Source organism: Gluconacetobacter tumulicola, from assembly GCF_014174215.1.
Classification (GTDB): domain Bacteria; phylum Pseudomonadota; class Alphaproteobacteria; order Acetobacterales; family Acetobacteraceae; genus Gluconacetobacter; species Gluconacetobacter tumulicola.
The window spans coordinates 21830-41653 of the sequence record NZ_JABEQL010000033.1 but is presented as its reverse complement, the minus strand read 5'-3'; the positions used below and the strand labels follow the sequence as shown (position 1 = coordinate 41653).

13 protein-coding genes and 1 pseudogene are annotated in these 19824 nt (G+C 67.1%); 3 read left to right on the top strand and 11 right to left on the bottom strand.

What is annotated here, in order from left to right; genetic code table 11:
* Positions 1 to 110: pseudogene (locus HLH29_RS17120) on the top strand (IS5/IS1182 family transposase); the annotation flags it as partial.
* Positions 111 to 445: 335 nt separating this feature from the next.
* Here the strand turns inward: HLH29_RS17120 and HLH29_RS17115 are convergent.
* From HLH29_RS17115 to HLH29_RS17095, 5 genes are all read right to left on the bottom strand, one after another.
* The gene (locus HLH29_RS17115) at positions 446 to 3541 is read right to left on the bottom strand and encodes a TonB-dependent receptor plug domain-containing protein (protein WP_246374379.1); all 3096 of its coding nucleotides are present in this window, start codon (positions 3539 to 3541) and stop codon (positions 446 to 448) included.
* Between the two features lie 537 nt (positions 3542 to 4078).
* Positions 4079 to 5014, bottom strand: coding sequence for a 2-hydroxyacid dehydrogenase (locus HLH29_RS17110; protein WP_182968590.1), 936 nt, complete (start codon positions 5012 to 5014; stop codon positions 4079 to 4081).
* 81 nt (positions 5015 to 5095) lie between these two features.
* Positions 5096 to 6016 carry an EamA family transporter gene (locus HLH29_RS17105; RefSeq protein ID WP_182968589.1) on the bottom strand — a complete coding sequence of 307 codons (921 nt, stop codon included), beginning with the start codon at positions 6014 to 6016 and terminating at the stop codon, positions 5096 to 5098.
* A 56-nt stretch (positions 6017 to 6072) separates the two neighbouring features.
* The gene (parE, locus tag HLH29_RS17100) at positions 6073 to 8103 is read right to left on the bottom strand and encodes a DNA topoisomerase IV subunit B (protein WP_182968588.1); all 2031 of its coding nucleotides are present in this window, start codon (positions 8101 to 8103) and stop codon (positions 6073 to 6075) included.
* A gap of 82 nt (positions 8104 to 8185) precedes the next feature.
* Positions 8186 to 8728: a hypothetical protein gene (locus HLH29_RS17095; RefSeq protein ID WP_182968587.1), complete on the bottom strand. Its 543-nt coding sequence runs from the start codon at positions 8726 to 8728 to the stop codon at positions 8186 to 8188.
* A gap of 317 nt (positions 8729 to 9045) precedes the next feature.
* Between HLH29_RS17095 and HLH29_RS17090 the strand changes: the two genes are divergently transcribed.
* Complete coding sequence (locus tag HLH29_RS17090; RefSeq protein ID WP_408871989.1) at positions 9046 to 9585, top strand: hypothetical protein; 540 nt, start codon at positions 9046 to 9048, stop codon at positions 9583 to 9585.
* Positions 9586 to 9639: 54 nt separating this feature from the next.
* Here the strand turns inward: HLH29_RS17090 and HLH29_RS17085 are convergent, their stop codons facing one another.
* Positions 9640 to 10089 carry an RrF2 family transcriptional regulator gene (locus HLH29_RS17085; RefSeq protein ID WP_182968585.1) on the bottom strand — a complete coding sequence of 150 codons (450 nt, stop codon included), beginning with the start codon at positions 10087 to 10089 and terminating at the stop codon, positions 9640 to 9642.
* A 167-nt stretch (positions 10090 to 10256) separates the two neighbouring features.
* Between HLH29_RS17085 and cysK the strand changes: the two genes are divergently transcribed.
* The gene (gene cysK / locus HLH29_RS17080; protein ID WP_182968584.1) at positions 10257 to 11246 is read left to right on the top strand and encodes a cysteine synthase A; all 990 of its coding nucleotides are present in this window, start codon (positions 10257 to 10259) and stop codon (positions 11244 to 11246) included.
* A 238-nt stretch (positions 11247 to 11484) separates the two neighbouring features.
* On the opposite strand, the gene HLH29_RS17075 is transcribed toward cysK, so the two are convergent.
* The 5 genes from HLH29_RS17075 to topA form a co-directional block, all read right to left on the bottom strand.
* Positions 11485 to 12627, bottom strand: coding sequence for an OmpA family protein (locus tag HLH29_RS17075; protein WP_182968583.1), 1143 nt, complete (start codon positions 12625 to 12627; stop codon positions 11485 to 11487).
* A gap of 212 nt (positions 12628 to 12839) precedes the next feature.
* Positions 12840 to 13178, bottom strand: coding sequence for a DUF1491 family protein (locus HLH29_RS17070; RefSeq protein WP_182968582.1), 339 nt, complete (start codon positions 13176 to 13178; stop codon positions 12840 to 12842).
* A gap of 36 nt (positions 13179 to 13214) precedes the next feature.
* Positions 13215 to 14816: a S41 family peptidase gene (locus HLH29_RS17065; RefSeq protein ID WP_182968581.1), complete on the bottom strand. Its 1602-nt coding sequence runs from the start codon at positions 14814 to 14816 to the stop codon at positions 13215 to 13217.
* Entirely contained in the window at positions 14816 to 17083 is a 2268-nt protein-coding gene (gene rnr / locus HLH29_RS17060) for a ribonuclease R (RefSeq protein ID WP_182968580.1), read from the bottom strand. Before rnr ends, HLH29_RS17065 begins: the two co-directional genes overlap by 1 nt.
* A 2-nt stretch (positions 17084 to 17085) precedes the next feature.
* On the bottom strand, positions 17086 to 19815 hold the full coding sequence (topA, locus tag HLH29_RS17055) for a type I DNA topoisomerase (protein ID WP_182968579.1): 2730 nt from the start codon (positions 19813 to 19815) through the stop codon (positions 17086 to 17088).
* Positions 19816 to 19824 lie beyond the last annotated feature (9 nt).

Genomic DNA, 19824 nt, shown 5'->3' with positions numbered 1-19824 from the left:
GCCGCCGCCTCACGAAGGATGTCGAGGCAACAATCTCGTCATCCCACGCCTGGTTGATGATCGCCCATATCCGCAGAGTTCTGCGGAAAATTAATCAGACCGCTTTCTGATGCAGGCTCTGAGGCGTGATTCGCGCGCACTGTGGTGCTCTTTTTCCGGCTGACGACATTTGGCGCGGAGTACCGAGCGGCGAAGGCTGGTCCGGGATACATGCTGAAGCGTGGGGGCGGCAGACCATGGAATAGGGTCGGCCGGCCGTCATTGTTTATTTGCCCGGTCTGCCAGGAAAATAAGCCGGATAGAGGCAGGTCATGACTGCGGGATGGTTAACGGATCATCGGGCCAGGAAGCGAACCGGACAAGGGTCGTCCTCGGGCGCAAGTCGGTATGCAAAAAAAAGGGGGTGGTCCTTGGACCACCCCCTCCCTTATTGCGCTGGGTTTCGTCAGAGTTTGACGTTCACGCCGAACTGGAACGAGCGCATGACGACGCCCTGCTGCGACCATGAAGAGTTGTAGAGATAGCCGCCATAGGTGCCGAAATCGTACGGTGCCCGGAAGCCCAGTAGATTGTAGACGTTGGCATAGGCGGACCAGCGCGGGCTGAACTGGTAGTTGAGCGTCAGGTCGACATCCCACCAACCTTTGACCCTGCACTGAGACGGAACAAAGTTATTGCCGGCCTGAGCGTCGGCGCAGTTGTTGGCGGTTCCAGAGCCGCTCTGATCTTCGGCCGTCGTCTTGTAGCCACTGGTATAATAGACGGTCGGCGTGACGGCCAGTTTCTTCCAGGTGAAGGTGTTCGACCAGTTGGCGCGCCATTTCGGCGTGCCGGAAGCCGAAACCGCACCGTAAGGTCCGAGCGTTCCGGCGAAGCGGTACACCGATCCATCAGGATTCGTCAGGTTCATCTTGTCGACGAACGTGGCGCTGCCTTTGCTGTACCAATGCACTTCATGCAGGAAGCCCGGCAGCTGGGTGTTGATTTCCATCGACAGGTCGAAACCGTCGGTCACCAGCTTATTGGTGTTGACATAACCCAGGTTGACGATTCCGGGGCGACGCTGACCCTCGGGGTGCTGCGGATCGGCGATGTCCGGCGTAACCGTTACGGACGAAGGCAGGTTTGCATTTCCGGAGGTCAGCCAATTGTCCGCAACGCTCGAAAGCGGGATCGGGTTCGGCGCGATATAGTGATTCTTGCGGATATAATAGTAGTTGGCGCTCAGCGTCAGCCATCGGGTCGGACGGTAGACCGGGCCACCAGAGAAGTTGGTCGAGGTTTCGGGCCGCAGATCCGGGTTGCCCGCGCTGTTCTGGCCAATCCGGTAGGTCTGGGCGTAGTTGTCCGGCGAGCCGTCAGCGTTCAGATGCTGACTGATGAAGGCGGCATTGGTCGGGGTATAATTGATGTACCCGACGTTCGATCCGCCGGTTTCAGCGAAGCTGGGAACGCGGAATCCCTTCGAGAAAGTGCCTCGCAATGTCAGCTTGTCGATCGGTTTGAAATTCACTCCGACTTTCGGCGAGAAGTGGCTGAAGCCTTCGGAATAATTGTCGTAACGGCCGGACACCGTGGCATCCAGCATCTTTACGAACGGAAGATCAGCTTCGAAAAAGCCGGATTCGACCCAGCGGCTGCCGCGTGCATTCACCGGATTGATATAGCTGGTATATTGCGCGCCGGGATCGTTCGGATTCAGCGGATTGGCGTTCGGGGCGTTCAGTGCTTCCCATCGGACATTGCCGCCGATCGCCAGCTTGGCCATGCCACCCGGCAGGTGGAAAAGGCCCTTGCTGGCCGACAGTTCGCCCGAATATTCCTGCGTGCGGGCATTGGTCACGTTCCGCGGCGCGATCGAATTCAGGACGGAGCGCGAGTTCTGCGACGGATCGACGAAATTGTAGGTGCCGTTGAGGATCGCATTGTTGATGCCATTGATCGTCGGAACGCCGGTGATTGTCTGGTTCAGCAGTGTGTTCATGCCGACGAAATTGGCGTCGTAATTCCAGTCCGAACCCCAGTTGGACGGCGCCCAGCCGGAATAGCGAACCGATCCGCGGAAGTTCGAGCTGGTTTCGGTGGTGGTGGGGATCAGGTCGCCGAAGCGGGCGGACACCTGCGCTTCCTCACCTTGAGCCGCGAACGGATTGTTCGGGTTCAGCGACCCGTCAGGCAGGTATATGGGCAGATAGGTATTCTGCGCCGTGGCCAGCCGGGCCTGGGAATAGGACGAACTGCCGTAGGTGCCGTATGGCGTGCCGGTAACGGTTGAACGGGCCTGCGACCAGTTGAACATCGCGACCAGTTGCGAGCGGTCGGTCACGTTCGCGGTGAAATGCGCGCTGGCACTGACACGACGCAGATCAGGGGCAACCTGTTCATATTTCTGCGTGTTCATCGTGCAGGCCTGGCTGATGCCCGGCGTGCCGGTGACCGTTCCGGTTGCAACGATGCCTCCCAGGCTGTTGCAGCCTGACGGGTTCAGAAGCTGCCACGGGCCGGTTGCCTTACCGGATCCGTCGACCGGATGGACGATTGCACCCGGCGTCGCCGCAAAGTTGGTGATCGTGCCGTTGGAAACGACATTGTCGTTGCCGTTTGTGCCGCCGATGCCGGTCAGGTCGCCGTTATTGTAAGGATAGCCGAGCTGACGATAATAGAGCGGATCGTCCTGCTGGTATTCCGAGTTGACGTAAAAATTGTAGCCATCGCGCGCAAGGTCGCCATGGCCATAGGTGGCGTAGAGCCGCTGGTGGCCGGCATCGCCGCGCTGGGTCAGGCCGCCTTCGGCATTGCCTTCGAAGCCCTGGATTTCCTTGCGGGTGATCATGTTGACCACGCCCGCGACCGCGTCGGCGCCGTAGGTGGCCGACCCGCCATCCTGCAGCACGTCGACCGACTGCATGATGGATTGCGGCATCCAGTTGGTGTCGACGAAGTTACGCTCCCCGTCGTCGGCCAGCGGGTAGTAGGACAGGCGTTGCCCGTCCATCAGCACCAGGGTCGAATCGGTGCTGAGCCCGCGCAGCGACGGTGCCGAGGCGCCAGCCGCGAAGCCGCCACCGGCCGACCATGCATTGGTCAGGTTGCCGCCGCCATTCGACGATAGAAGCTGCAGGGCGTCGGTTACTGTCTTGATACCGCGCTGCTGCAGGTCTTTCGCCGTGATGCGCGTGATCGGTGATGCGCTGCTCGTGTTCGGATCGCGGAACAGCGAACCCGTCACCATGATCGTCTCGGCCTTCGAGGCGGTCTCCGGTGCGGGGGCTTCGGCCGCGGCCGAGAGGACCGAAGCGTTGCGGGTGGCCGGGGCCACGACCGGTGCGGCCACGGCCGGTGTTGCCGGGGTCGACTTCATGGCCTTGGCGGCCTTGGTCGTCCGGACATGGGGCTTGCGCGGGGTCTGTGTCGCCGTCTGCGCGCTCTGGGCGTAAGCGGAGGAATACATCACCCCGCTCATGGCCGTGAAGGCGAGAAGAAGAACGTTCTTTCGGCGAAGAGTTCGTGCGGTCGTCTGCTTGATCTGGCGATCGCCCATGATTGCTCCAAAGATATCAACGTGAAGATTGGTAAGCCAGTGTCTTGATCAGAATGGTGCGCTGTATGCGATGCCAGGCGTTCCGACCGGAAAATCCGGCGGAATCCGAGCGATTCCGACAGGATTTAACGGGCGGCCGCGTCCCATCTCGTTCCGGATGTCCGGTGAATGCGATGTGCCGTGGAGCTCCCTGAGCATGTGTCATTGGCCTGTTACAGCGCGTTAACAAAAACTACACATGATCATAACGGGCGTGTCGACCGCTCGTGTGCCGTCTGTTACGGATTTCTTGCATCATGTTGCCGTTATGCAACATGAACGCTGCGCGATTGCGAAGACCGTAGGGGAGGACGAGTATTAAGAATCAGGAAATTCAATTAAATTGTCAGCAGAAATTCATGGACGAATTTTTATCAAAAAACTGATGGCTTTTTGTTCAAAAGCCGGATCGACCTGTGCCGTGGAAACCACAGGCCGCCCGCACCAAGGGCGGATTCATGCGTATTGTAGCCGCCCGATTGCGTCATTCCGGCCCCGTCAGTAACCGCGCGCGACATCCACGGCATCGCGCACTGGCAGGCCGGCGCGCAGGCGGCGGATATTCTCGGCCACCTGTGGTGCCGCCGAGTCCGGCAGGGCGACCGAGGCCACGTGCGGCGTGATCAGCACATTGTCGAGGTGCCACAGCGGATGATCGCCGGGCAGCGGTTCCTGGCTGAAGACGTCCAGCGTGGCCTGTCCGATCCGGCCGGAGCGCAGGGCGGCGACCAGCGCGTCCTCATCGACGATGGCGCCGCGCGCGACATTGATGAAGCCCGCGCCCTGCGGCAGCATCGCCAGCCGTTCGGCATTCAGCAGGCCGGTGGTCTGCGGCGTCTTGGGCAGCATGCAGACCAGGATATCGCATTCGCCGAGGAAGGCAGGGAGGCTGTCCATTCCCGCATGGCAGGTGATGCCGGGCTCGGCTTTCGGGCTGCGCGACCAGCCGCTGACCGTAAAGCCCAGTTGCGCGCATTCCCGTGCCGCGAACAGGCCCAGCTCGCCCAATCCCATGATGCCGACACGCGTGTGCGAGAGGGGGCGGGGTTCGATGAAGTGCCACCGTCCCTTGCGCTGCGCGGCCGCGAAGGCTGGAATGTCGCGGGCCAGGCGCAGCGTTGCGAACAGGACGTAGCTGGCCATCATCCGCGACATCATCGGGTCCTGCAGCCGGGTGATCGCCACGCCGGGCGGCAGGTCGTCGCGCGCCACCAGCGCATCCACGCCGGCGCCCAGGCTGACGATCATGCACAGGTCGGGAAAACGGGCGAAGAATCCCTGCGGCGGGTTCCAGACCAGCGCATAGCGTATCCCGGCGGTGTCGGTGACCGCGTCGGCCAGTTCGAACCCCAGGTCGGGCAGGGCCGCATGCAGCGCGGCCCGCCAGGGTTCGGGATTGTCCATCTGGCTGTAGAAGACCATCCGGTCGGTCATGTCTCTCTCCTCGCTGTCCGATCGTTGCGAATCTATCGCGGTCCTCGGTCGGTGGGGAGGGCAGGGCGCCGGATGGGCCCGCTACATCTCGGGCAGTACCGGCGCGGTTTCCTGGCCGGGGCGCTGGAGCAGGACGCCGGTGATCGAACTCAGCACGATGCACAGGATTCCCGCCCATTGCGCGGGGGCCAGATGTTCGCCCAGCAAGGCCAGCCCGATGATGGCGGCCACTGCCGGGTCGAGGCTGGTCAGGATGCCGAACTGGCGGGGATGCAGCCGCTTCATGGCCAGCATTTCCAGCGTGTAGGGCAGGGCGGACGAGAGAATGGCGACGAAGCAGGCCAGCAGGGCGGCATGCGGATGCCTGGCGGCGACGGGCAGGGTCGCCGCGATCAGCGGCGTGACCAGCACGGCGCCGACCGCCTGGCCGAGTGCCGTGGCACGTGCCGCGTCGATCCGCCGGCTGACCCGGCCGCCGGTCACGATATAGGCAGCCCAGGCCGCCGCGGCCATCAGCCCATAGGCTACGCCCAGCAGGTCGAGCGGGTGGCCGGCCAGCGCCGCGCCGGGTTGCAGCAGCAGGTACAGCCCCCCGACGATGACGGGAAACAGCAGCAGTTCGCGCGCGCGCCGCGCGCCCGACAGGGACAGGATCAGCGGCCCCAGGAACTCGACCGCCACCGCCACGCCCAGCGGCAGGCGCTCCAGCGACAGGTAGAACGCCATGTTCATCACGCCGATCGAGGCGCCGTACCACAGGACCAGCTTCAGGGTCGCCCGGTTCGGCGCCGCGCGCCAGGGACGCGTCAGGATGCCCAGCACGATGGCGGCGATCCACAGGCGCAGGCTGACCGTGCCCAGGGGCCCGAAGACGGGAAACAGCAGCTTGGCGAACGAACCGCCGACCTGGAACGAGACCATGCCCCCCACGACCAGCAGGATGCCGGCCAGCGGACCCTGCGTCTGTTCGTCTCCGGCCGCGGAATGCGCGGCCGTGGTCATCGTTCGGCCAGGGATGCGCGGGGATGGTCAGGAGAATGGTCAGGAGACATGGGCGATCAGACGTCCAGTTCCTCGACCAGGCGGGCATGTTCCTGGATGAACTGGAAGCGCGATTCCGCCTTGCGGCCCATCAGCTGCTCGACGCGGTCGCTGGTCAGCGCGCGATCCTCGGGTCGGGTGACGACCTGCAGCAGCGTGCGTTTCCTGGGGTCCATCGTCGTCTGCTTCAGGTCGCCCGGCGGCATTTCGCCCAGGCCCTTGAAGCGTGAGATCTCGATTTTGGCGTTGGGCTTGAAATCCGATTTCAGCTTCCGCTCACGGTCGGCGTCATTCATCGCATAGACCGTCCGGCCGCCCTGGGTCAGGCGGTAGAGCGGCGGCTGGGCCAGATAGATATGCCCCCGGCGGATCAGTTCGGGCAGTTCGCGGTAGAAGAAGGTCATCAGCAGCGACGCGATATGCGCCCCGTCCACGTCGGCGTCGGTCATGATGATGACGCGACCGTAGCGCAGGCGCGTGGCGTCGAACCGTTCGCCGATGCCGCAGCCCAGGGCTTCGACCAGGTCGCGCAGTTCCTGGTTGGCGCGCAGCTTCTCGGTCGAGGCGCTGGCGACGTTCAGGATCTTGCCGCGCAGCGGCAGCACCGCCTGCGTCTCGCGGTTGCGGGCCTGTTTGGCGGAACCGCCGGCGGAATCGCCCTCGACCAGGAAGATCTCGGTCTCGGCCGCGTTCTCGCGCGTGCAGTCGGTCAGCTTGCCCGGCAGGCGCAGGCGCCGTGTGGCGCTCTTGCGCGGCGTGTCCTTCAGATCCTTGCGGCGCAGCCGTTCCTCGGCGCGCTCGATGATGAAGGCCAGGAGGTTGTCCGCCTGCGCCGGATGGCCGGCCAGCCATTGCTCGAACCGGTCGCGCAGCGCGGTCTCGACCAGGCGGCCGGCTTCGGACGAGGTCAGTTTTTCCTTGGTCTGGCCCTGGAATTGCGGATCGCGGATGAAGACCGACAATTTGGCGGCGATGATCCCGAGAATGTCGTCGGCCGCGATGGCCGAGGCGCGGCGGTTCGACCGCTGCTCGCCCCAGGCGCGGAAGCCCTTCAGCAATGCCGTGCGGAATCCGGCCTCGTGCGTGCCGCCCTGCGGGGTGGGGATGGTGTTGCAGTAGGAGGCCAGGCTGGACGACCCGGATTCCAGGAACGCCACCGCCCATTCCATGCGGCCGGTCTCGGCGCCATCCGGCCCGACCGGCAGGTCGGCGTCGCCGGACCACATCTCGGCCAGCAGCGCGGCCGTGCCCAGCTCGTCGCGCAGGCTGTCGGCCACGCCGCCGGGGAAATGCAGCACCGCCTCGGCGGGAATGTCGCTGTCACGGATCAGCGCCGGGTCGCAGGCCCAGCGGATGGTCACGCCGCGATACAGATAGGCCTTGGAGCGGCACAGTTTGTACAGGCGCGCGGGCGAGAAATGGAGGCGCCCGAAGATCTGCGGATCGGGGGTGAAGCGGATCTGGGTGCCGCGCCGGTTCTGGGTCGGCCCCACCTTCTCCAGCTTCGTCACCGGATGGCCGCGTTCATAGGCCTGGCGCCACAGGGTGCGGTCGCGCGCGACCTCGACCTCCATCCGCGCCGCCAGCGCATTGACCACCGACGAGCCCACGCCGTGCAGGCCGCCCGAGGTGGCATAGGCCTTGCCCGAGAATTTCCCGCCCGCGTGCAGCGTGGTCAGGATGACCTCCAGCGCCGAGCGATCCTTGAATTTGGGATGCGGATCGACCGGAATGCCCCGGCCATTGTCGCGGATGGTCAGCCAGTCGCCTTCATCCAGCGTGACGTCGATGGTGGTGGCGTGGCCGGCCACAGCCTCGTCCATCGCATTGTCCAGGATCTCAGCGGCCAGGTGATGATACGCGCCTTCATCCGTGCCGCCGATATACATGCCGGGGCGCCGCCGGACGGGCTCCAGCCCCTCCAGCACCTCGATGGCGCTGGCATCGTACGTCTCGGCCGCGCTGGCTGGAGCCGGTGCGGTGGCCCCGGTCGCGCGGGGGCGCGACTCCCGCTTCGGGCGCGGCGCGGAAAAGAGATCGTCGTTCATGGACTGTTCTTTGTTCCGCAGCCCCGTTCCCTGTCAAGCAGGCGCGTGGCCGGAGCCACGTGCCATGTCCCGGAGGCGCGTATCAGCTCCGGGTGGTGTGGGCGGCCCGGGCGCGCGAGCGGCTGCGGACTTCCGAGTGCAGCACGCGCTCGGGCGCGGCGCAGGTTTCGTACGATGCGGGCTGGATGATGTCCTTGGCCTGGGCGTAGCGCGACAGGTCCTGCGCGCTTTCCAGCACCGCGACCTCGTCGAACATCGCCGCGCGCTGGTTGCAGAAGGCGGTGCCGGCCTTCAGCCCGCGTTCGGACTGCACGTTGGCGAGCTGGGTGATGTAGTCGTCATGCTCGCGCTGGGCGCCCCGGCCGTAGGTGGTGCGAAAATAGGCGTTCAGCGCCCCTTCCTCGTCCAGTAGCCTGGGGCGGAAGCGTTCGACGAAGGCGTTGTAGCGGTCCTGCATGCTGCACGACAGGGCCGTCACCATCAGCTCGCTCTTGAGACCCTGCACGTCGAAGGCCTCATGCGCGGGCGAGGAGGTGCAGGCGCCGGCTGCGAATGCGGCCTGTCCGTTCACAAGCCCGGCAAGGACCAGGCCGGCCACGGCGGCGCGCCAAATGGGAAACGTCATGATAAGGTTTCTCCCGACCGACCGGAAAGCTGTGCCGGGTCGTTGTCGATGACATGAACCGGCATGTGAACTGGACTTGCTAGCGTTCTATAATGGCAGCATAACCCTGACCAGAGTGTTGGCAATCAAATTTTGGGGTCACGACTGCTCGTCGCACCATGGCGCGTTTTGCCGGCCCCTGCCATCCGTGATTGCCGATCCGTGAGGATCGGATTGGGTCTTTATGTGCATCCCGGTACTGTTCTAGAGCGTTGCCGGACGATTCGCGGCAGCCTGGTGCGGGCCGGTTCTTGAGCGAGCGGAGTTGACGAGTGCGCGTGCGATTGTCTTCTGCAATTCTGGTGGCGGCGTCTGCCGTGCTGGCCGGATGTCAAAACAAGCCTGGGCTCCAGATCGCGGGTCCCCCCGACCCGTTCGGCTATATGAAGCGTTCGGCGGTCTGCCAGGTCAGCCCCGTCAAGTCGGCCGGGCCGGCCCAGAAGACGGCGACGATGTCCGTGCGCAGCGATGACGGCAATTGCGGCGTTCTGGTCCAGCAGGACGGGGAACGGTCCTATGCCTCGTTCGGCGTTGCGCCGGCGCCGGAGCACGGCAAGGCGTTCCTGTATAATTACAACAATCACACGTATGTGATGTACACGCCCAACACGGCCTATGCCGGGCAGGACCATTTCAGCGTGACGCTGATCCGTGGCCCCGGTCAGCCGCGCGATACGCTGGATGTCACGGCGACGGTCGATGCGACCGGCGTGGTGGTGCCGACCCCCATGGTGATGGCCCCGACCCCGGCACCCGCGCCGGCCAAGAGCACGAGCAGGGCGGCGACCAGGCGTCGCGCCAAGACCACTCATCCGTGATGGGAGGCGGCGGGGGGCATTCCCCCGCCCATCCCCGCATGCGGCGGGGAAAAATCAGATCGAAAAGCTGATCGGCTCGGCCAGCGGACGGCGCATGCCGCTCGATTCCGCCCGGTGGACCAGATCGTCCAGGGTCAGCTTGCGGCACTGGGCCGACACGGTATCGTCCAGCTTCTGCCAGCACGGATCGATGACGCGGGTGAAAAGCTGGCCCATCGGACCGTCATCGGACGACGAATCGTCGGCCGTCGCGACCTCGACGATATCGGCCACGGTGATGTCGCGCCGCGGGCGGCCCAGCCGGTAGCCGCCGCGCGGCCCGCGCACGCTTTCCAGCAGGCTGGAACGCGACAATGTCTGGAGCAGCGGTTCGATGCCCCGTCGTGCCAGCCCGGCGCGCTCGGCGATGTCGGCGGCGCTGACGGTTCCGGTGCGTCCGGCATGGAACGCGACGTCGAGCATGATGAGCACCGCGATCATGGCCCTGTCACGCCGAAGCAGCATTCCCGATTTCTCCTGCAATCCATGGTGTGTCCGACGACCGGACACGCGCCGGGCGTGAGGCTAGCAGGATCGACGGCGATGATCCACGCTTCTGTTTGGTGTGATGATGGATTATGTCAGCTATTACGATTAAATCCGCGTCAGTGCGTTGAAGGAAGGAGCGACCCATGGATCATTCAGTGGCGGCGGACGGCCATCTGGGCCTGGCCGGGCCGCGTGGGCGGGTGTACGACTCGATCGTGGATACGGTCGGCGGCACCCCGCTGGTCGCCCTGCCGCGCCTGATGCGCGAGGACGAGGTGGCCAGCCGAATCCTGATGAAGCTGGAATTTTTCAATCCGCTGGGGTCGGTCAAGGACCGGATCGGCGCCGCCATGGTGCTGGCCGCCGAGCAGCGGGGCGACATCACGCCGGGGCGTACCGTGCTGGTGGAGCCGACATCGGGCAATACCGGCATTTCACTGGCGTTCGTCGCTGTTGCGCGCGGCTATCGGCTGATCGTGACCATGCCCGAGGGCGCGTCGATGGAGCGGCGCAAGATGCTGCGCCTGCTGGATGCGGAACTGCAATTGACCCCGTCCCGGCTGGGCATGGCCGGTGCCATCGCCCGGGCCGAGGACATCGTGAAGAAGACGCCGCATGCGTGGATGCCGCGCCAGTTCGAAAATGCCGACAACCCGACCATTCATGCCCTGACCACTGCCGAGGAGATCTGGACCGACACGGAAGGTGCGGTCGATATCGTGGTGGCCGGCGTGGGCACCGGCGGCACGGCCAGCGGCATTGCCCATGCGCTGAAGCCGCGCAAGCCGGGGCTGGCGGTCTATGGCGTGGAGCCGGTGGAAAGCGCAATCCTGAACGGGGACGAGGCCGGTCCGCACGGTATCCAGGGGATCGGCCCCGGCTTCTGTCCCCGCACGCTGGACCTGCCGGCGCTGGACGGCGTGCTGACGGTGTCTGAGCGTGAGGCGATCGCGGCCGCAAGGCGGTGTGCGCGGCTGGATGGCGTGCCGATCGGGATCTCGTCGGGGGCGGCGCTGCATGCGGCGCTGAAGCTGGCGGAGCAGCCGGAGCATGCGGGCAAGACGATCGTCGTCATCGCCCCTTCCTTCGCCGAACGCTATCTTTCCACGTCCCTCTTTACCGGCCTCACCTGACGTTTTGGCCCGTAAACGCGCGCTGGCGGCGATCCGACGCGCGTTTCCTGCGCTCCGGTGCTCACGGCCATCAAGGCCGCTCCGCTCCGGTGCTCGGAAACACACGACGGGCGCGGCCCTTTGGGCCGCTCTCGCTCACCAGCCCACGTTTCCGGGCCAAAACGGTGTGGATTAAAACGAAAGGGGGTCAAGGGGCCGACTGGCCCCTTGCGGGTTCGGGCAGAGCCCGAGCTTGACCCTATTTCAGGATGATCTCGACGCGGCGGTTCTGGGGTTCGCGGGTGTTGGGGCCGGTGGGGACCAGCGGGTGGTCTTCGCCGAAGCCGTGGATGTCGATTGCGGTGCCGGGTACGCCGTCGCGGATCAGTTCGGCCTGCACGGCCTGGGCGCGGCGGAGTGACAGCGCCATGTTGTAGCGCGCGCCGCGTGGACCGGGATGGGCGGCGGAATTGTCGGTATAGCCGTTGACCTCGATCCGCGTGGTCTGGGTGTGGGTCGAGGCCTGGGCGGCTGTTGCCACGATGGCCCGCGCACGGTCCGACAGGCCGGATTTATCCCAGTCGAAGAACACCAGGTAGGTCCGGGTCTGCGTGGGGGCCGGGGCCGCGGGCTCCACCGACGGCGGGGCCGGGGGCGGAGCCGGGTTGAACTCGTAGCGCAGGCCGAGCATCAGCGAATGGTTGAAGTCGGTCATGGTGTCGCGGTTGCCCGTCGCGGCGCCATAGAGCCGGCTGGCGTTGTAGCCGCCGATGGTGCCGATGGACGTCGCGCCATGGGATTGCGGGCCGAGCATGCTCCAGAACCGGTATTCCGCCGTTGCCGACAGGCCGACGACCCATGGCACCGGGAAGGCGAGGCCGAAGATGCCCTGATAGGCGAAATTGCCGAACGTGCCGCCGATCTGCTGGTTGAAGCCCGGCCCCATGACGGAGGCATTCATCGACTGCCAGGCATAACCCACGCCCGCGCCGAAATAGGGGTAGAGCCAGCTCTTGCCGATATCCATGTCGAACAGCGCATTGGCCATGACCCCGTAGGTCTGCTGCCGTCCGCCCACATGGCTGGAGGGCAGAGCACCGGAATTGAAGTTCTTCAGGCCGTTATTGCGGTAATTGCCCTCGACCTCCACGCGGAAGCCGTTGCCCAGGCCCCAGCCGACGCTGCCGATTCCGACCGCCCCGGTATGGTACTTGTCGCGCCCGTCGGGAAAATTGGGCGAGGAGCGCACGCGCTGGTCCTGATTGAAGGTCGCCCCGCCCTCGCCGGCCACATACAGGCCCTGGACGGGTTGGGCGAAGGCCGGGGCGACGGAGAGCGTGGAACCGAGGGCGAACGCCGCCGCCAGAATCGTTCCTCCAAGCAATCCGTGCCGCACTGTCATGGTCTGATTTCTCCCTTAAGCCGGGTGTGCTGACTGTGCGGCCCGGTCGAATGAATGCGCGTCGTCCATTATATTTCTGTCTTCTTTGCCGAAAGACGCGCCGATGGCAATCCATAGGGTGGCATGTACGGCGGCCAGACCGGCGCCGGACGGTCGCGAGGGGGACGGGTGTGGAGCGTATGACACACCCACAAGGTTCCCGTCCCGGGGGATCAGAGCAGGGTTGCCTCGAACGGTGGGGTGAGGTCCGGGGCGTCGAATTCCAGCACCCACAGGTCGGGGTCACGCCCCACCTGCCGGGCGACATAGGCGTCGGCGGCGGCCTGGTCGACCGGGTCGGGTCCGGTGCCGCGAAGCCAGGCCGGGCTGCCATCCGCCGTGCGGGTCTGCGCCAGGACCGACAGGCGGCCATCCCGCCCCAGAAGGACGACCAGGATGCCGCCCGCGTCCGCGTCGCCGCGCCGCAGGACCATCGCCGGATGGCCGCTCTGGTTCGCGTGCCGGACCACGGCGGAGACCCACAGGCCGGCGCGCAGGCGGGCTTCGGTCACGATCCGGCCTTCCGGATCGGGCTGGCGGGCAGGGCCTTACTCCGCTTGGGGTGCATAGGTGCCCTCCTCGGGGATGGCGGACAGGGCGGCGCGATATTCCGCCGGATTGTCGAGCAGCGACCGGGCGGCGTCCAGGTCGGAATCGGTGCCGATCGCGGCGGGGCAGGCCTTGCGCAGGTCCAGGATGTGCGACACGGCGACGGGGAAGCGGACGGCGCGCGTCGCCTGCACGGTGTCGCGCATGTCCACCTGGCCGGCCGCGAGGTCCTGGAGCTGCCGTTCCAGGTCGGCCTCGCCCCGGCTGGTGCAGACCTGCGGCATCACGCCCAGCCCTTGCAGCGGCCAGCCCAGCGGCGCCAGGACGCGGCTCCAGGTCACGAACAATTCGCCGCCGTCGGGCATCTGGCCGATCGTCTGCACCAGCCCCTTGCCCAGCGTGGCGCTGCCGACCACGACGGCGCGTCTGTGGTCGGCCAGGGCGGCGGCCAGGATCTCGGCGGCGCTGGCGGTGCGCCCGTCGACCAGTACGACGATCGGCACGCCGCCGGTCATGTCGCCGCCCTGCACGGCCCAGACATGGTTGGCCTGGGCGTCGCGCCCATGGGTGACCACCGCCACGCCGCGATCCAGCACCAGGGCGCTGGCCGTGACCGCCTGTTGCAGCACGCCGCCACGGTTGCCGCGCAGGTCCATCACCAGCCCGCGCAGATGCGGATCGTCGCCCGCCTGGTCCAGGTACTGGCTCATTTCCTGCGCGGTATCGGCGGAAAAGGCGGTGATGCGGATGACCACCACATGCCCGTCGGCATAGGCGAAGACCGTCTCGGGCGGGACCGAGGCCCGGTGCAGCGTGATCGTGCGACGCGCGCGCTCGTCCCCCACCAGCAGCGTCACCCTGCTGCCGGGATCGCCCAGCAGCCATTGCGTCACCGTCTGGGGCGTCTGGTCGCGGGTGGACCGGCCGTCGACCGCGTAGAGCCGCTGTCCGACCACCAGGCCCGCCGGCCAGGCCGGCCCATTGGCATTGACCGCCGTGATCAGGATCGAACGCGCGTCGCGCCCCAGGGTCAGGCCCGTTCCGGCCTCGCCGCCGGTGCGGGTGTCGCGGTCGGTCGTCGCCGGTGCGGGCGCGACGTAGCGCGAATACGGGTCCATATGGTTGAACAGTTCGTCGAAGAACCCCTGCAGCAATCCGCCGCCGCCCGCGTCGCGCACGGCGGAGGACCGGCCCCATGCCGCCTGCATCAGCTGCACCGTCACGTCGGTCCAGGCTGCCTGGTCGGTTTCGGCGGGGTCGGGCACGCGCAGCAATACGTCCTGCCCGAAGGCCAGCTGCACGGTGCCGTCCCGGTCCGTCACGGTCAGGGCGGGGTCGATCGCGCTCAGTCCGTTCAGGCCCCACAGGCAGAAATCGCGCGAGGTATGGCTCTCCAGCGTGCGGGGCAGCAGGAAGGTCAGGGCCGCGTTGAGGACGGCCTGCGTCATGCTGGTGTCCAGCGCCGGGCGGGCCGCATCGGCGGCTGCCAGCCTTGGCGTCATCAGATAGATGACGACCAGCATGATCGCGACCGACCGCGCCGGCAGCCGCAGGGGCCGCCGCCGGCCGATCCACCCCGACGAGGCGGCCCGGGGGCGCATCAGCGCGGGCGCTGGCCGCGGGCGCGGCGCGCGGGCACGGGTGGCGGGTCCGTCAGGGTGAAGAGCAGGCCGCCGGTCACCGGCGTCGCCTCGGCCAGGCGCACGGTGACCGGCTGGCCCAGACGCAGGACCAGTCCGCTGTCGCGGCCGCGCAGGGTGTGGGTCTTGTCGTCATGGGTCCAGACATCGTCGGGCAGGGTCGATACCGGCACCAGACCGCTGGCCCCGGTCTGCGTCAATGTCACGAACACGCCGAACCGGGTCACGCCCGACACATGGCCGGTAAATTCCGTACCAACCTGATCGGTCAGCCAGGCGGCGACATAGCGCTCGGTCGTCTCGCGCTCGGCCAGGATGGCGCGCCGTTCGGCCGTGCTGACCTGCTGGCCGATCTCCTCCAGCTTCGCCGCGTCGGCGGCGGGCATGGCATCGGGCGGGTGCGTGCCCATGCCGATCAGCGCCCGATGGACCATCAGGTCGGCATAGCGCCGGATGGGGCTGGTAAAATGCGCATAGGACGACAGCGCCAGACCGAAATGGCCGATATTGTCGGGACTGTATTCGGCCTGGCTCTGCGCGCGCAGGATGGTCTCGCTGACCAGCGTGGGCGCATCGCCCTCGGCGGCGCGGGCCAGCACCCCGGCCAGGTCGCGCGCATGCAGCGTGCCGACCGGCGGCACGGCGAAGCCCATGGCGGACAGATTGTCACGCATCGCCTCAGCCCGTTCCGGCGAGGGCGGGGCGTGGATGCGGTACAGGCACGGAAGACGGCGGCGTTCCAGTTCCTCGGCGGCGGCGACGTTGGCCAGCACCATGAAATCCTCGATCAGGCGATGGCTGTCGTGGCGGATGCGGGGCTCGATGGCGGTAATCCGCCCGGTCTCGTCGAGTCGCACCACCCGTTCCGGCACGTCGAGTTCCAGCGTGCCACGTTGTGCCCGCGCCGTCGACAGGGCACGCCAGGCATCGAACAGCGTGGCCATCATGCCCTCGGGCAGGGCGCTGTCCTGCGCGCCATCCGCGATCGCCTGCACCTCGTCATAGGTCAGGCGCGCGGCACTGCGCATGAGGCCGCGGCCGAAGCGGTGGCGCAGTTTCCGGCCCTCCGCATCGATATGGATTTCCACGAACAGGCAGCCCCGATCCTCGCCGGGGCGCAGCGAGCACCAGCCGTTCGACAGCGCCTCGGGCAGCATCGGCACCACCCGGTCGGGAAAATAGACCGAATTGCCGCGCCGCCTTGCCTCGCTGTCCAGCGTCGAGCCGGGGCGCACGTAATGCGCCACGTCGGCGATGGCCACGATCAGGCGGAAGCCGATGCCCTCCGGCCCGGACCAGGGTTCGGCATAGACCGCGTCATCGAAGTCTCGGGCGTCGGCGCCGTCGATCGTGATCAGCGGCACGTCGCGCAGATCCTCGCGACCTTCAGCCGAGACGCCGCGCGCGCGCTCGGCCTCGGCCAGCGCATCGGCCGGGAACTGGTTGGGGATGGCGTGGGTGTGGATCGCCAGCAGGCTGACCGAGCGGGCGTCGCCCATCGGGCCCAGCCGTTCGACGATCCGCGCGGGTTTCAGCCCGTGCCCCGCCATAGGCAGCGGCTCGGCGACCACGATCTCGTCAGGCTCCGCGCCCAGCGTCTCGCCCGCCGGGACGATCCATTCCGCCTTGGACCGGCGGTCGGCGGGGACGATGCGTCCGGCCTCCTGCGCCCGGCGCGGTGCGGCGGCCGGATCGGCCGGGGTGGCGCGGAACAGGCCGACGACGCGCCCCGGCGCGTCGGTCAGCCGGCGCAGGGTGCGGCCCTCGTAACGGCCCGGGCCGACGCGCTTGAGGCGCGCCACCACCCGTTCGCCCGGCGTCAGGGCAGGGCGGCCCTTCTGCTCGGGGTGCATGAAGATGACCGGTGCCGGCCCGTCGCCCTCCCACATCACGGGGCGGGCGATCGGGTCGCCGTCCGGGTCGGTGCCGGTGATCTGCACCACCGTTGCCTCGGGCATGGCGGCGGACGCGCGGAAGCGGCGCGCGCCGGCCGGGACCAGCGCGCCGTCCAGCGCCAGTTCGCGCAGCATGTCGCGCAGCGCCGCCTTGTGTTCCGGGCCCAGGCTGAAGGCGCGCGCGATCTCGCGCTTCCCGACGCGGCCGGTGGCCTCGGTCACGAACCGGCGCAGGGTTTCGCGATCCGGAAGCCCCCCGGCCCGGGGCGGGCTGGAGGGATCGGGCAGCGTATCGGGCGGCGGCTGAGGGTCGGAAGGCTTCCTCCCCTCCATCGTCACCCGGCCTTGGCGGTCGTGCGCCGGCTTCGCTTCGCCGTGCCTTCGGCGGCGGCTTTGGCCGGGGCCGCCTTTCTGGCACGGGTGGTCTTGGGGGCCGGGGCATCCGCCCCCTCGGCGGTGGCCTCCGTCTTCGCGGTTTTTGCCGCCGTCTTGCGGGTGGTGGCCTTGGCGGTGGTCTTCTTGGCGGCGGCCTTGCCCTTGGGCTTCAGCGGCTTGCCCTTCTCGGCCAGCAGCGCCACCGCCTGCTCCAGCGTCACGTCTTCCATCGCCTCGCCACGGGGCACGTTGACCACCATCTGGCCGTGCTGGATGTACGGCCCGAACCGGCCCTTGCGCACCATCACCGGCTCGCCATCCTTGGGATGCGGCGCGATGGTGCGGACCGAGGCCAGCTTGCGCGCCAGCACGTCGACCGCGCGGTTGAGGCCGACGGTCAGGATGTCGTCATCCTTGTCCAGCGACCCGTAGATGGCGCCCATCTTCACATACGGGCCGAAGCGGCCCAGCCCGGCCTCGATCGGCTCGCCGGTCTCGGGGTGGGTGCCGACGATGCGCGGCAGCGAGAGCAGGCCCAGCGCCTGTTCCAGCGTGATCTTGTCGCCTTCGATGCCGCGCGGAATGGTGGCGCGCTTCGGCTTGGCCTTCTTGTCCTCGGGATTGGGTTCGCCCTGCTGGACGTACAGCCCCCACGGGCCGCGTTTGACGGTCACGTCCTCGCCGCTCGGGGCCTGGCCCAGCACGCGCATGCCGTCCTTCAGCGTGTCGGCCTCGCCTTCCTCCTTCGAATCCACCACCAGGCGGCGGGTGAACTGGCAGGTCGGATAGTTCGAGCAGCCGATGAAGGCCCCGTAGCGCCCCAGTTTCAGCCCAAGCCGGCCGGTGCCGCAGGCGGTGCAGACGCGCGGGTCGGTGCCGTCGGGGCGGGAGGGGAAGAAATGGGGGGCCAGGTCGGCGTCCAGCGCGTTGATGACGTCGGAGATCTTCAGCTCCTTCGTCTGGTCGACCGCGTGGGAGAAATCGCGCCAGAAGGCCGACATCACGTCGCGCCAGTCGGCACGGCCGCCCGAGATGTCGTCGAGCTGTTCCTCCAGCCCGGCCGTGAAGCCGGTATCGACATAGCGTTCGAAGAACGAGGTCAGGAATGCCGTCACCAGCCGGCCCCGGTCCTCGGGCACGAAGCGCCGCGCCTCGAGCCGCACGTAATTGCGGTCGCGCAGCACCGACAGGATCGAGGCATAGGTGGAGGGCCGGCCGATGCCGATCTCTTCCATCTTCTTGACCAGAGACGCTTCCGAATAGCGCGGCGGCGGCTGCGTGAAATGCTGGTCGGCCTCGACGGCGCCGGTCTTCAGCGGGTCGCGCTCGCGCATCGGCGGCAGCATGCGGCTTTCGTCGTCCTGCTCGTCCTTCGTCGCGGCGTCGTCGCGGCCTTCGCTGTACAGTTTCAGGAAGCCGTCGAAAGCGATCATCGAGCCGTTGGCGCGCAGGCCGGCGGCACCGGCGGCATCCGCGATCTCCACGATCTCCACGATCACCTGGTCCAACTCCGCCGACTGCATCTGGCTGGCGACCGAGCGCTTCCAGACCAGTTCGTACAGCCGCCTCTGCTCGTCGCTCAGATAGCGGGCGACTTCGGCGGGGGTGCGGGCGACATCGGTGGGGCGGATCGCTTCATGCGCTTCCTGCGCGTTCTTGGCGCGGGTGGAATAGATCCGCGCCTTTTCCGGCACATAGGGGGCGCCGAAGCTGCTACCGATATGCTCGCGGATGGCGGTGATGGCCTCGCCGGCCATCTGCACGCCGTCGGTTCGCATATAAGTGATCAGGCCGACCGTCTCGCCGCCCAGATCGATGCCTTCGTACAGTTGCTGCGCGACGCGCATCGCCGCCTGTGCGCCCATGCCCAGCTTGCGCGAGGCCTCCTGCTGCATGGTGGAGGTGGTGAAGGGCGGCGGCGGGTTGCGGCGGACCTTGCGCCGCTCGACCGAGCGGACCGCGAACTTTCCGCCCTCGACCGTCGCCTTGGCCGCCATGGCCCCGGCCTCGTCATGCAGGTCGAACTGGTCCAGCTTGTGGCCGCCCAGATGCGTCAGGCGCGCGGTGAAGGGCGCGCCTTCGGGCGTGGTGAACTGGGCGGCGACCGTCCAGTATTCGCGGCTCTTGAACGCTTCGATCTCGGCTTCGCGCTCGCAGATCAGGCGCAGGGAGACCGACTGCACGCGCCCGGCGCTGCGCGACCCCGGCAGCTTGCGCCACAGGACCGGCGACAGGGTGAAGCCCACCAGATAATCCAGCGCGCGGCGGGCCAGATAGGCTTCGATCAGCGGCTGGTCGAGGTCGCGGGGGTGGGCCATCGCGGTGCGGATGGCGGATTTGGTGATCTCGTTGAAGGTGACGCGCTGGACATCCACGCCCTTCAGCAGCTTCCGCTCCTCCAGCATGGCGCGGACATGCCAGGAAATCGCCTCGCCCTCGCGATCCGGGTCAGTGGCCAGATACAGGTTCTTGGCCCCGCGCAGCGCCTTGGCGATGGCGGCGATCTGCCGGTTGCCGCGCTCATCGGCTTCCCAGTCCATGGCGAAATTCTCGTCCGGGCGGACACTGCCATCCTTGGGCGGCAGGTCGCGGACATGGCCGAACGACGCCAGAACGGTAAAGCCGTCTCCCAGATACTTGTTGATCGTCTTCGCCTTGGCGGGCGATTCGACCACGACCACGTCAGTCATTCTGTCTCC